12 protein-coding genes are annotated in these 12,461 nt (G+C 46.0%); 6 read left to right on the top strand and 6 right to left on the bottom strand.

Annotated elements, in window-relative coordinates:
- Window positions 1-14: 14 nt before the first annotated feature.
- The gene (locus MY523_RS15085; RefSeq protein WP_250655517.1) at window positions 15-449 is read left to right on the top strand and encodes a ComEA family DNA-binding protein; all 435 of its coding nucleotides are present in this window, start codon (window positions 15-17) and stop codon (window positions 447-449) included.
- A gap of 77 nt (window positions 450-526) precedes the next feature.
- Here MY523_RS15085 and MY523_RS15080 read toward each other — a convergent pair whose 3' ends face one another.
- A complete protein-coding gene (locus MY523_RS15080) occupies window positions 527-802 on the bottom strand; it encodes an HU family DNA-binding protein (protein ID WP_250655516.1) in 276 nt (91 codons plus the stop codon).
- Between the two features lie 426 nt (window positions 803-1,228).
- On the opposite strand from MY523_RS15080, the gene MY523_RS15075 reads away from it, so the two are divergent.
- The 4 genes from MY523_RS15075 to MY523_RS15060 all read left to right on the top strand — a co-directional run bounded on the left by MY523_RS15075 (window position 1,229) and on the right by MY523_RS15060 (window position 6,861).
- Window positions 1,229-2,275 (top strand): hypothetical protein, encoded by a 1,047-nt coding sequence (locus MY523_RS15075; RefSeq protein ID WP_250655515.1) that lies wholly within the window; start codon window positions 1,229-1,231, stop codon window positions 2,273-2,275.
- A 69-nt stretch (window positions 2,276-2,344) separates the two neighbouring features.
- Window positions 2,345-3,364: a putative solute-binding protein gene (locus MY523_RS15070; RefSeq protein WP_250655514.1), complete on the top strand. Its 1,020-nt coding sequence runs from the start codon at window positions 2,345-2,347 to the stop codon at window positions 3,362-3,364.
- A gap of 158 nt (window positions 3,365-3,522) precedes the next feature.
- Window positions 3,523-5,592 (top strand): TRAP transporter large permease subunit, encoded by a 2,070-nt coding sequence (locus MY523_RS15065; RefSeq protein ID WP_250655513.1) that lies wholly within the window; start codon window positions 3,523-3,525, stop codon window positions 5,590-5,592.
- Window positions 5,593-5,823: 231 nt separating this feature from the next.
- On the top strand, window positions 5,824-6,861 hold the full coding sequence (locus MY523_RS15060) for a putative solute-binding protein (protein WP_250655512.1): 1,038 nt from the start codon (window positions 5,824-5,826) through the stop codon (window positions 6,859-6,861).
- A 203-nt stretch (window positions 6,862-7,064) separates the two neighbouring features.
- Here the strand turns inward: MY523_RS15060 and MY523_RS15055 are convergent, their stop codons facing one another.
- The 4 genes from MY523_RS15055 to yrfG all read right to left on the bottom strand — a co-directional run bounded on the left by MY523_RS15055 (window position 7,065) and on the right by yrfG (window position 11,030).
- Window positions 7,065-8,618: a phosphoenolpyruvate carboxykinase gene (locus tag MY523_RS15055; protein ID WP_256470540.1), complete on the bottom strand. Its 1,554-nt coding sequence runs from the start codon at window positions 8,616-8,618 to the stop codon at window positions 7,065-7,067.
- Between the two features lie 226 nt (window positions 8,619-8,844).
- On the bottom strand, window positions 8,845-9,702 hold the full coding sequence (gene hslO, locus MY523_RS15050; RefSeq protein ID WP_250655510.1) for an Hsp33 family molecular chaperone HslO: 858 nt from the start codon (window positions 9,700-9,702) through the stop codon (window positions 8,845-8,847).
- A 74-nt stretch (window positions 9,703-9,776) separates the two neighbouring features.
- Window positions 9,777-10,196, bottom strand: coding sequence for a ribosome-associated heat shock protein Hsp15 (gene hslR, locus MY523_RS15045; protein ID WP_250655509.1), 420 nt, complete (start codon window positions 10,194-10,196; stop codon window positions 9,777-9,779).
- Between the two features lie 168 nt (window positions 10,197-10,364).
- Entirely contained in the window at window positions 10,365-11,030 is a 666-nt protein-coding gene (gene yrfG, locus MY523_RS15040; protein WP_250655508.1) for a GMP/IMP nucleotidase, read from the bottom strand.
- 166 nt (window positions 11,031-11,196) lie between these two features.
- On the opposite strand from yrfG, the gene cysQ reads away from it, so the two are divergent.
- The gene (cysQ, locus tag MY523_RS15035) at window positions 11,197-12,036 is read left to right on the top strand and encodes a 3'(2'),5'-bisphosphate nucleotidase CysQ (RefSeq protein ID WP_250655507.1); all 840 of its coding nucleotides are present in this window, start codon (window positions 11,197-11,199) and stop codon (window positions 12,034-12,036) included.
- A 78-nt stretch (window positions 12,037-12,114) separates the two neighbouring features.
- On the opposite strand, the gene MY523_RS15030 is transcribed toward cysQ, so the two are convergent.
- Window positions 12,115-12,450 carry a hypothetical protein gene (locus tag MY523_RS15030; RefSeq protein WP_250655506.1) on the bottom strand — a complete coding sequence of 112 codons (336 nt, stop codon included), beginning with the start codon at window positions 12,448-12,450 and terminating at the stop codon, window positions 12,115-12,117.
- Between the last annotated feature and the right edge of the window lie 11 nt (window positions 12,451-12,461).

Raw genomic sequence — 12,461 nt, 5'->3', positions numbered from 1 at the left:
GTAAGAGGTGAATAATGTTTTTTCTGACGTTTCTATTGATGGGCGCAGCGGTCTGGCTGCTTTGGAATATCTGTAAAAATACAGGGGATGCGCTGGATAAGCAGACAGCCATTCAGTATGAATTGGTATCACTGGAAAAGAAACTGGAGGAGCTGTCTGAAAAGTTGGAATCCTCTTCTGCTGGAGCGAGTGTCGTAAAAAAGACTAACGCCCCGGTGTCGGCCAGTAGCGCAGGTACTGGGGCGGTTGATAAGCAGGCCTCTTCTGACACGGTGAACATAAATACCGCTAATTTGAAAGAAATGACCCAGCTGCCGCGTATTGGAAAGGCGCTCGCCCAGCGTATTATTGATGGTCGGCCCTACAGTAATATTGAAGATATTAAGCGGGTGCAAGGCATATCTTTAGATATGTTTGATGGAATTAAAGCGAGCATCACAACCGGGTAGCACAAGCGATCTACTACCGAGATCGTGCAATAATAAAAAGGAGGTAAGCCTCCTTTTTATTATTTAAGAGACGGCTGTTACTTGTTTACGGAATCTTTAAGAGATTTGCCTGGCTTAAACCCTACTGATTTGCTGGCAGGGATTTGAATAGTCGCGCCTGTTTGAGGGTTTTTTCCCGTTCTTGCACTTCTTTCTCTTTGGCTGAATGTGCCAAAACCAATTAATGTTACAGCTTCGTTGCGGGATAGTGCGTTGGTTATTTCGTCGGTAATTACGGTGATAACTTCGTTGGCCTTGTCCTTAGTTAGTTCTGCTTTGTCAGCTATAGCAGCAGCCAATTCTGGTTTGCGCATAAAACTCTCCTGATTTAATTAATGTCGTGCATTTGAACCAATTAAAAACTCAAATGAAAACCGTTATGTAAGATGTAGGGGGGTTGATTTGGTGTCCGCTTTCAACACTTCAGAAAACAGTCTCACTATATTTATAGCGAGTTTACAGCGGCTGTCAAAGTGCTTTGGCTATTTTCGAGGTAAATATTGAGGGTAATGCTAACTTTATGTCGTTATTGGGTTATTAAGCGACCTAAGTGGCGGTGAAACAAGGGATTAAAGCCATAAGTAGGACGTTTGTTCCTGGTTTTTTTCTGCTTTGTGTAGTCGATCTCACAATTCTGTTTGTATCTAGTCCATAATCTGCTACCTCAAATATGCACAGTCAAAACAAATAGCTGATAACAATAACGCAATAGAAAGCAGAAATTGCGACAGGAGATACAGGTGAAAAACTTCGGGGTAATAAAAGGTCTACTTAAGAAAAGCATACTGCTGTCGGTGGTTTCCTTGCAGCTTGTGGGGTGTCAAACCTTTAAAGACAAGGTGGTTTACGCGCCCGCAGGTGATGTCATGCAGAACTTGGCAAAGGAACACACCGTTCCTTATATGCTGGGCACCGAAGATTTGGCCGTTAGTTGTGCAATGAGTGAAGCGCTGTCGCCACTGCTTATGGCGTTTGGTCGAGTGACATCAAACCCGGATCAACTGGGTGTCATGATGGGGCTATCTGCTGGGGCATGTGAAGAGCAACGAGCATGGGATAACGAACTGCGCTATCTGAGAGCAATGCGAGACTTACGCCCGGATGAGGCAGAAGATGCCTTGATTACTCAGAAACGGCACCTGGTTAATGCGGCGAAGAGACAGTTCTCGGCCTACAACCATTTGGTCAACTATTACGGTGAGCCCGGTGGCGAGTGCCCAGACCTTGATGATGAATTCGACCAATTTATCTGGATGGCAGGTATGCTGTCAGGGTTGCAGGCTCTTAACAATGAAATTCAGTCGACCACAGGTATTGGCGTACCAAAGAACATCGCATCAAAGGTCGAGCGTGGAACCAGCTGCATTGATGATGACTTGTGGTGGGGAGTTCCGATGGCGATGAAGGCGGCTGTTTGGGCTATGCTGCCAGGGGCGCTTCCTCAAGGTGAAAATGCCTGGGAACGCTTGGAAACAGCACAGGCCAAAGGTGAAGACGCTCGTGTAAGGCTACCTAATGTAATGTATGCCATGGCAGCATTCACCAACGGCAAGGACGAGCTCGTTAAAGATATTATTCGTCGTCATGCTGATCAGGTTAAAAAGCACCCGGCTAACCCTGAGTATGCACTGATCGATACGACTGCAACGTTACAGTTGCAGGCTTTATCCGACAGACTTTGGACAGAGAACACCGGTCACAGAACACCTGTGGGTGGGTTAGGCACTTTTTGGGATGATAAAAAAGAGTCTAACGTAGAAGTAATGGAACTGGATGATCTGTTATAAGAATGACTAATCAGATGACATTCAACAACCCACTTTACCTATTTAAATAACCGACATAAGGGCAGAACAGTGAAGTTATTAAAAAACATTAAGGCGCTATCAGTGGCCGCAGCAGTATCAGCAAGTGCAGTGAGTGGCGTCGCTCAGGCAGACATGATGAAGAGATCATTTTGTGTGTGGGATCCAGTAGGCGCTAATGGGCCACTTTTTAATGTTATGAAGTCAGCTAAGCCAAGTGCAATGAAGTGGGGCATCGATCTTGAGCTGAAGGCATACACTGATGAAAAAATTGCTGCTGAAGATTTTAAAGCAGGCCAGTGTGATTCGGTTTTGTTGACTGGAACTCGTGCGCGAGAGTTCAATAAGTTTACTGGTTCGCTAGAGGCGATGGGTGGAATTCCTGGTAATGAAGAGATGAAGATGATCCTTCAGACGCTTACCCAGCCTAAAGCGGCTAAATTAATGAAGAGTGGTGAATACGAAGTAGCGGGTATTTTACCTGCTGGCGCGATTTACCTGTATATCAGGGATCGTAACATCGACACGGTAGAAGAACTACAAGGTAAAAAAGTTGCAACTCTCGACTATGATCAAGCTTCAATGACCATGGTTCGCCACGTGGGTGCTTCGGTTGTTGGTGCAAGTACGGCTAACTTTGCCGGTAAGTTTAACAACGGCAGTGTTGATGTCGCTTATGCGCCAGCTGTTGCCTATACACCTTTAGAGCTATACAAAGGCTTAGGTGAGAACGGCGGGATATTTGACTTCTCTCTGGCACAGATGAACTTCCAGATTATTGCTCGTATAGACCGTTTCCCAGAAGGTTACGGACAAAAAGTAAGAGACTACACTGCTACTCGCTATGAGGAAGCATACAAGCTGGTAGCGGATGCGGAAGCTGAAATTAAGAAAGAGTACTGGATGCGACCAAGCCAGGAAAACCTGGAAGGGTATTCAAAAATGCTCCAGGAAGTTCGTATTGCTCTGCGTGATGAGGGTGTATATGACGCCAAAGCTCTTCGTTTAATGAGAAAGGTTCGTTGTAAGAAGAACCCTACAAACTCTGAGTGTGCAGAAAAAAGAGAGTAATTGGTTCGTTGAGTTCTTAAAAGCAAACATGCGATAAAAAGGCATGTATGGTAAGAGTCGCCTTGCGGGGCGGCTCTTATTTTTTAAGTGCGTAATGTTTTTTAAGACTAGATAACAAAAGAAGAAAATATATAACAAGCTTTGGGGGCTGTGTATCCATGGAAAATCGTGGAGTTGCTAAACGTTCTGCCAGGGAGTGGGTGTCGTCCTTTCCTGCCTGTATTTTATTGCTTGCCGTAGTCATATTTAGTACTGGCAGTGATATTCATAATCAAATGCTTAAAATGGGCGAGCAAATATGGGGCGGCTATTACAAGCTTCGCGTTGACCCTCAGTTACCAGCCTGCGATGCAAATTTTGATGTTGAGCAACGAGTACAAGAGCAACTGCTTGCAGAAAAGAACAAGCCTGAAGATGATGATATGGATCTTTTTGAAGATGATCCTATTGATCCGGCTATATTGCGTAGCTCTCTGGAAAATGCCAAAGCTGACTGTGCAGCAAAGCATGCTAACTTTGAGGAATTAAAAGATCGAATTACTCCTGGGGTTAAGGCATTTAGGTCGGTCGAGTTATTTATTTCGGATCTGGTTGCATTTGGGTTAACCTCTCAGCGGTTTATTTTGGCTTTTCTTGTATTGTTGTGCGCCGCCACTGCGACCATGACGCGTCATCATATCGCGATGCGAGCAATGCAGACCCAGCTTGATCATACTGTCTCCTTCTCTTTGCAGTTTATTGCAAATGGTATGTTGTTTGTTTCAACGTTATCATTCAGGGCGCTCTCTCATGCTGGCGGAGCGGAAGTCGAGCTTCCGAAAGAGATACTTCATGACTTATGGATTGCAGGCTTTGGTCTGTTAACCATCATTAGTGCGGTTAAGCTATTCAGAATTCCGCCCGATATAAAACCGGGTGGTAACCTGACCCACGCTTTACTGTCTGTACCTCTTTATACAACGATGTGTTTGATTTCAGGTACCTACTTTGCCCTTGCGGGACACGTCGCGGGCATCGGCATCTACCTGGATAAGATGATGGATCTATCTGACATGTTTTTGAATGTTGGGTTGTATGTATGGGTCGGTATGATGCTTAAGGAGACGCGCCTGGCATCATTGGTATTCAATGTATTTAAACCTTGGAAAATGCCGCCTGAGTTACTTGCAGTGGTTGCCGTTATCGCTGCTGCAGTGCCTACTGCATATACCGGGGCGTCGGGAATATTCGTTATAGCGGCGGGTGCCGTTATCTATCATGAGTTGAGAAATGCCGGTGCCAGACGACAGCTAGCTCTGGCTGCTACAGCAATGTCGGGAAGTTTGGGGGTTGTACTAAGGCCTTGTCTTCTTGTTGTGGTCATCGCTTATTTGAACCGGGAGGTCACCACTGACCAGTTATTCAGCTGGGGGATCTGGGTTTTCTTGTTAACTGCAGGCCTATTTTTACTGGTAGCTATGACGGTCAATCGCCAAAGCAAGCTTGAGATTGCTCCTGTGGGCGAAGCGTTTCCTGCCATGGTTAAAGAGTTCAAGCACCTTGTGCCTTATATCCTAGTGGTTGCGGGTATTATTCTTTTTTACCGTTTTGCACTTGAAGTGAAAATGGACGAGTTTTCTGCACCGCGAGTGCTGCCTGTTCTTCTTCTGGGTATTTTGCTCTATGAGCACATAACTCTGAAGGGGGGTAAGCAAAATGTTACTGGAGAGATAAATCACCAAGGCTTGGAAAAAAGCATCCGTTCAGCTACGAATGAGACCACTTCTGAGATTGGGGCGTTGCTTCTTCTGATAGGTTGCTCTGTTAGTATTGGTGGGGTTATTGAACGCTCAGGTATGATGGAATCGTTCCCGCACGCATTTGATAGTGCCTGGGCTGCGATGACGCTGTTAGTCGTGGTATTGGTAATTCTTGGCATGATTATGGACGCCTTTGGTGCGGTGATATTGGTTAGTGCAACCATCGCGACCATTGCTTATCAGAGTGGCATTGACCCGGTTCATTTCTGGATGGTGACACTGGTTGCATTTGAGTTGGGTTACTTGAGTCCGCCAGTTGCATTGAACCACTTGTTAACACGACAGGTGGTGGGGCAAGAAGAGGTTGAGCTGGCGACGCAGGAGGGGGATACCTTCTATCAGAAGCATGAACGCATTATTATGCCTCTCATTGTAATGGGAATAGCGCTGGTATTGGTTGCGTATGTCCCTTTGGCTATAGGGTATTGATTGTTGCTTTGTAGATGAAGCGGGATTAGAAAAGGGTAAGCAGTGCTTACCCTTTTTTTATGCTCGCAAAGCGGACTTTTATTGCGAAATGCTCTATTGTTACATTTCGTAATCAAGTAAGTGTTCACAGAATTGAACAACAATTTTTGGGAGTATTCGTTAGCTAGGGAGCGCTTTTATAGCAGGGGATAACGCAGCTGCGTATAACAATAAAAACTCAATGGAGTTCACATGAAAATAACAAAAAACAGACTTAAATCTATGGTTCCAGTCAAATCTGCGCTTGCTTTAGCTGCAAGCGCTATGATCTCATCAGCCCCGGTTCAAGCAGAAATGATAAAGCGTTCATTCTGTGTATGGGATGCAGTGGGTGCGAATGGTCCACTCTATAACCTTATGAAGTCCTCCAAGCCGGCGGCTTTAAAGTGGGGGGTAGACCTGGAGTTAAGGCCTTATACCGATGAAAAAATTGCGGCAGAAGACTTTAAGGCAGGGCAATGTGACTCGGTGCTGATTACCGATGTTCGGGTTCGAGAGTTCAATACGTTCTCAGGCTCTATTGGTGCGCTGGGAGCAATCCAAAGTAAGAAAGAAATGCGGATGATTCTTGAGACCTTGAGCCAACCTAAGGCTGCCAAGCTGCTTAAAAATGGCAAGTACGAGATCGCAGGCATACTCCCTGCTGGCGCGGTCTACCTTTTTGCCCGAGACCGAACGATTGATACAGTCGGTGAGTTGCAGGGTAAAAAGATAGCGACGTTTGACTATGACTCTGCGGCTATGCACATGGTGCGTCACGTAGGTGCTTCGATAGTTGGCTCAAGTACTGCTAATTTTGCCGGTAAATTTAACAACGGCAGTGTGGATATAGCCTATGCACCTGCCGTTGCCTATGAGCCACTGGAGCTGCACAAAGGCATTGGAGAGACAGGGGGGGTGTTTAGTTATAAAGTCGCACAGCTAACATTTCAGGTGGTTATCGATTCAGAGAAATTCCCAGAAGGTTTTGGTCAGAACTTTAGATCATATGCCGCATCTAAGTATGATGAAGCTTTTCAGATGATCGCTGATGCAGAAGCCACTATTAATAATGATTTATGGGTTTCGCCTAAGGCGACTGAAGTCGCGAGCTACGGTGAGATGTTTAGAAATGTTCGTATTGGTTTGAGGGATGAGGGTGTTTATAGCCCTAAGATGCTTACACTAATGCGAAAAGTACGTTGTTCGCAAGCACCATCCAATGCAGAGTGTGTTGAAAAAACGGAGTAATTTTTTGCACTTGTAGCCTTGATGGAAGGAGGTACGACTGTAATCAGGGGGGGAGTGTTTCCTAGATTCCGCTGCGAGGCTGTCACGGCTACGGAAAATAGAGTTGAGTGCATGGCTAGATAATAAAAAGCCCCGATTGATTACTCAATCGGGGCTTTTTATTGTGTAGCGCCGCTTATTGCCGGGGCTACAAAGTTAATCGCTTAGCCTAGTTTTGGGCCTGCGTTAATGATCGCGTCAGAAACATCAAACTTCTTGAAGTTGTCAACAAACTGCTTGATCAAGTCCTGCTCTTTTGCATCGTAAGCAGCGCTGTCACTCCAGGTGTTTCTAGGGTTCAGCAGTTCTGAATCAACACCTGGAACTTGCTTAGGTACGTCAAGATTCAGGTTATCAAGGTGCTCTGTTTCTGTGTCACTGATATCGCCATTCTGGATTGCGCTGATAATGGCACGGGTTGTTGGAATGCTAAAGCGTGTGCCAACACCGTGTGAGCCGCCCGTCCAGCCAGTGTTAACCAGATATACACGGCTGCCGAACTCTTCCATTCGCTTCATTAACAATTCAGCATACTCGCCTGCGGGACGCGGAAAGAATGGCGCGCCAAAACAGGTTGAGAATGTAGATTTGAGCTTAGAGTCTGAGCCCATTTCTGTTGAGCCGACCAGTGCCGTATAACCACTTAGGAAGTGGTAGGCTGCGGCTTCTTTTGACAGAACTGAAACAGGAGGAAGAACGCCTGTCATGTCACAGGTTAAAAAGACAATTGACTTTGGCTCGCCTGCCAGATTTTCAGCAACACGCTTTTCAACGTGTTCTAGAGGGTACGCACAACGACCATTTTCAGTCAGGCTAGTGTCATGATAGTCAGGGATACGCTTATCTTCAGAGATCTTGACGTTCTCGACGATTGCGCCAAACTTGATCGCATCCCAAATGATGGGCTCATTTTTCTGTGACAAGTCGATCGTTTTGGCGTAACAACCGCCTTCAATATTGAAAACAACGCCCTTACCCCAACCATGCTCATCATCACCGATTAGGAAACGCTCAGGATCAGCAGATAACGTTGTTTTACCTGTACCTGATAAACCAAAGAACAAGCAGGTTTCACCGTCATCACCAACGTTTGCTGAGCAATGCATTGGAAGAACGTCTTTTTCAGGAAGAAGGAAGTTCTGTACTGAGAACATGGCCTTTTTCATTTCACCTGCGTAGCTCATGCCCGCAAGTAAAACCTTGCGTTGAGCAAAGTTAATCATCACTGCGCCATCGCTATTGGTGCCGTCTCTTTCCGGGTCACAGGTAAAACTGGCAACATTCAATATTTGCCACTCCTGCTTATCCGCAGGGTTATATTCAGATGGGCGGATAAACAAGTTGCGACCAAACAGGTTTTGCCATGCAGTTTCAGTAGATACTTTTACTGCAAGATAGTGGTCTGGATCAGCGCCAACATGTAGATGAGAGACAAAGCTGTCTCTTTCTGCAAGATAGGCTTCAACACGATCCCAAAGGGCGTCGAACTTATCGGCATTGAAAGGGCGGTTTATTGGTCCCCAATGGATTGCGTCAGAGGTGCTAGGCTCCTCTACGATAAAACGATCTAGTGGCGAGCGACCTGTTCTCTTTCCGGTATTAATAACCAGAGAGCCGTTATCGGCCAATTGGCCTTCCTTACGTTCAAGCGCTTGCTCAACAAGTTGAGCGGAGCTTAGATCAATATAAGTGTTACTCACTTGTACCTCACCCTTCAGCTGGTGTTTATCACGATGTTAGGCGCCTTATATGGGCGTTACATCCGTGACCTAAAAAATTCTGGGGCGCCATTATGCCAAAATGCAGAATAAAAAACGACTATTTGTGATTTTGAATGACGCTTTTAGTGATAATTCTGTCGTCATCGGTCGGTAAGTGCTTCAAACTAAGCAATAAATCTATCGCTCCGAGGCTCGCCACACGACTCACCCAGAGCTAAATACGCTAGTGGAAATGCTTGTTGCCAAACAGTTGATCTATTTCGGCTTTTTCGTATCGATAGTGCTCGTTGCAGAACTGGCAGTTGATTTCGATGGCCTTTTGCTCTGCCAAAATGCTGTAAACTTCTTCCTGACCGAGAGATACGATTGCACTGCTCGTGCGTTGTTTGCTGCAGCTGCACTCAAAGTTGACAGGTTCTTCCGGGTAAATCGTCACTTCTTCTTCGTGGTAGAGGCGATTAAGCAGTGCTTCACCATCAAGCGAATGAATTTCCTCTGATGTTAGTGTGCTTGCCAGTTGAGTTAGTCTGTTCCATGCATCAGAGTCTTTTTCTTCATTGTTTTTCGCGGGAAGTTGCTGCAAAAAAAGCCCGGATGCCTGTTCGTTGTCACAAAACAGGAGAATATGAGTGCTCAGCTGTTCTGACTGTTCAAAGTAGTGAATGAGGCAGTCTGCCAATTTTTCACTTTCCAATGGGACAACGCCCTGATAGCGCTTGCCCTGAGTGGGGTCAATGGTGATTGCAAGCTGTGCTGCCCCTAGCTGCTCCGATAGTTTTTCTTCGGGCACTTCTCCTTCCCATTGCGATATAGCTCTAATTTTTTTATCGTGGGTGCACTCTGCCATTAACAGTTTGACAGGCCCATTGCCTCTAGCCTGAACAGAGAGAATCCCCTCAAATTTCAATGTGCCGCTCATTAAAACTGATGCCACCAGAGCTTCACCAAGTAACGCTTGGAGAGGTTTAGGGTAATCCTTGCGTTGTTTAACGTCCTCAAAGCTAGTGTTGAGTCTAACTAACTCGCCACGTATCTGATGATTATCAAATAAAAAGCGCTGAAAGGTGTCGCTGTGTTTCATATTGGTGGGCCTATTTCTGAGATAAATATATTTTTAGATATAAATGCAGGGTCTTTGAATCAACAGATAGCTGGCTAAGTATTGTTTTCGTCGGCTCGGTTGATGTTTTCAAACCGGTGTATTTGACGGCGCTGCTTCTTGTTTGGGCGTCTGGCGGGAGGAAGCTGCCCTGCTTGCATGTTTTTGCGCTCTGCTGCAGCTTTCTCTCGCTTGATTATACTTTCGTCAGTTTCATTGTAGAGCAGCACGGCTTCGGGGGCTCCCCGGCGTTTATCACTAATCGCAAGTACAACGACCTCTTTCTCTACAAAACCTTGCCTTATATTGAGGTGGGCGTTGAGTTCCATTACTTTGCCAGGTTTAGTGCGAGCACCATTATAGTGAACCTTTCCACCCTCTATAGCCTCTTTGGCTATTGCTCTGGTTTTATAAAAACGCGCAGCCCATAGCCACTTATCTAATCTTACTTTTTCTGAGTCTTCGGTTTTAGCCATCTTAAAATGTGTAGTTAATTAACCTTGATCTGCTTTGTTGAACTCACTATAGGTCTATTGTAGCAGTATTAGATAGCAATAATCGAAGTGCATTGGTTTTCCTGTCTCTCTTAACGGTGGTTATGAAACGATGGGAATGTTTAAAATGCATCTTGTGGTGCTGCCGGGCTAACGGTTTATGTTTTGCGTCAGGTGGTGATCAAATCGCTCAATGGCGGGGAATTCATCATTCTCTCTGGGTGGCTTCTGACTGTCGGGTTGGACGATTGAGTAAATATGTTGAATGCCGTAAGTTTTGGCTGACTTAAGCACAGCCAGGCTGTCGTCTATGAGCAGGGTGCGCTCTTTATCAAATGGCTCTACCGTTTGAAGTTTTTGCCAAAATTGAGGGTTTTCTTTAGGAAGCTTAAGGTCGTGTGAGCAGATAATTGCATCAACGTAGTGGTCGAGTCCGGTGATGCTAAGCTTGAGGTTTAAGCCTTTGTTGTGCGCGTTGGTAACCAGAACTACTCTGTGTCGGGTATCCTGAAGTTCTTGCAGGAATGTTTTGACGTGCGGTCTGAAGGCAATCAGGTGTTGAATTTCCTGCTTTAGTTGAGTGATGTCAACGCCGAGTTTTTCAGTCCAGAAGTCCAGGCAGTACCAGTTTAAGGTTCCTTCTTCCTGTTTGATTAGCTGGAGCAATGTTTTATTGGCTTCTGTTTTCGGTATCCCTTTAATATCCGAGTACCTTTCGGGAAGGTGTGTTAGCCAAAAGTAGTTATCGAAATGGAGGTCTAGCAGCGTACCGTCCATGTCCAGGAAGACCGAGTCGATGTTGTTCCAGTCAATCATTTCATGCTTACCAGGTTGTGGATGGGTTTGGTCGCCATATATTCTACGTGAGTTAAATTAAATAGTCAGCGCTGTGACTGATCTGCCTCTGACTGCTATATTGGAACTAATGCTTGATTGGGCCAAAGAGATTTTAAGGCGAGGAACAAATGGATGGAGCGATACAATGAACGACAATAACCGAGCTTTGATGGATATGCTTCCCCGGCTACTGGATATAGCTGAACAGGCGGGCGAAGCGATATTGCAGGTCTACAATGAAGCAGGGGAGATCGAAGTTGACACCAAAGGCGATGATTCACCAGTAACCAAGGCAGACCACGCTGCACATCATGTTATTGAGAAGGCTTTGAGCGAACTGACGCCGGATATTCCTCAGCTTTCAGAAGAGGGGACTATTCCTTCGTTTGAAGAGCGCTCCATGTGGGGGCAGTACTGGTTGATCGACCCGTTGGATGGAACCAAGGAGTTTATTAACCGAAATGGTGAGTATACGGTTAATATCGCGCTGGTTGATAAGCATCACCCTGTGTTGGGCGTGGTGTATGTTCCGGTGAAGAAAGTGTTTTATTACGGTGTTAAAGGGCAAGGAAGTTGGAAAAGAACTGATGCCGGTGAAGTATCAATTGCGGCCAGTAAAGTCCATGATTCCGGGCGGGTCAGAGTCGTTGCGAGCAGAAGGCATGGGGCTGAAGCGGTCGAGAAAATGATTGCTGAGGCTGAGAAGGCGTTCGGTGGCGTCGATAAAGTGAGCATGGGGAGTTCGCTGAAAATATGTATGCTTGCTGATGGTTCGGCAGACTGGTATCCGCGACTTGCGCTCACATCTGAGTGGGATACGGCTGCCGCCCAGGCGGTTTTAGAGGCCGCTGGAGGCGTGATTTATGACGACAAATTTAATCCGCTTGAATGCAATCGTAAAGATTCAATGCTGAATCCGTTTTTTCATGCTGTAGCCGATGACGGTTATGACTGGAAGTCGTTGGTAGACCGTGCGCTAGGCTAACGCCATTTAATCAGCCTCCCCTCTAATGTGGGGAGGTCTGTATAATACCCGTGAGGTATGTAGGCGGTGCTGGCTAGATTAGCTTTCTTCTTGCTCTGTTACTTTTTCAAGCTTACGTCCGCTCATGCTGCATCCCAGGCAGCGAACAAATGTCGCTTTTGCAGGGCCGACAACCAATACATCTGCTGCTTCACCAGCGTTACCGCCCAGTGCTGAAAATGGCAGCGATACTAGATAAACTACAGAGCCAACGACAGTCATTGCTAATAGTGCGGGGCGGGCTATAAGCGCATCACCGGTCATCGCTAATGCCGAAGGCGTTTCCTGAATTGCATTTGCTGAACCTACCGCAGGTATTGTCAGGCTTAATGTTGCCACGATGGCCAACAATGTGCGTACGAATTTGGATCGCATCTAAACTTCTC

The organism is Alkalimarinus coralli, assembly GCF_023650515.1.
In the GTDB taxonomy this organism is placed as follows: Bacteria; Pseudomonadota; Gammaproteobacteria; order Pseudomonadales; family Oleiphilaceae; genus Alkalimarinus; species Alkalimarinus coralli.
The sequence above is the reverse complement of the archived record's forward strand: the minus strand, read 5'-3'. Positions and strand labels throughout refer to the sequence as shown.

Excerpts from the sequence above, each read along its gene's own strand:
- cysQ (WP_250655507.1), top strand. The coding sequence starts at position 11,197 with ATGAACGACAATAACCGAGCTTTGATGGATATGCTTCCCCGGCTACTG.
- MY523_RS15080 (WP_250655516.1), bottom strand. The coding sequence starts at position 802 with ATGCGCAAACCAGAATTGGCTGCTGCTATAGCTGACAAAGCAGAACTA.
- MY523_RS15085 (WP_250655517.1), top strand. The coding sequence starts at position 15 with ATGTTTTTTCTGACGTTTCTATTGATGGGCGCAGCGGTCTGGCTGCTT.
- hslR (WP_250655509.1), bottom strand. The coding sequence starts at position 10,196 with ATGGCTAAAACCGAAGACTCAGAAAAAGTAAGATTAGATAAGTGGCTA.
- MY523_RS15030 (WP_250655506.1), bottom strand. The coding sequence starts at position 12,450 with ATGCGATCCAAATTCGTACGCACATTGTTGGCCATCGTGGCAACATTA.
- hslO (WP_250655510.1), bottom strand. The coding sequence starts at position 9,702 with ATGAAACACAGCGACACCTTTCAGCGCTTTTTATTTGATAATCATCAG.
- yrfG (WP_250655508.1), bottom strand. The coding sequence starts at position 11,030 with ATGATTGACTGGAACAACATCGACTCGGTCTTCCTGGACATGGACGGT.
- MY523_RS15065 (WP_250655513.1), top strand. The coding sequence starts at position 3,523 with ATGGAAAATCGTGGAGTTGCTAAACGTTCTGCCAGGGAGTGGGTGTCG.
- MY523_RS15060 (WP_250655512.1), top strand. The coding sequence starts at position 5,824 with ATGAAAATAACAAAAAACAGACTTAAATCTATGGTTCCAGTCAAATCT.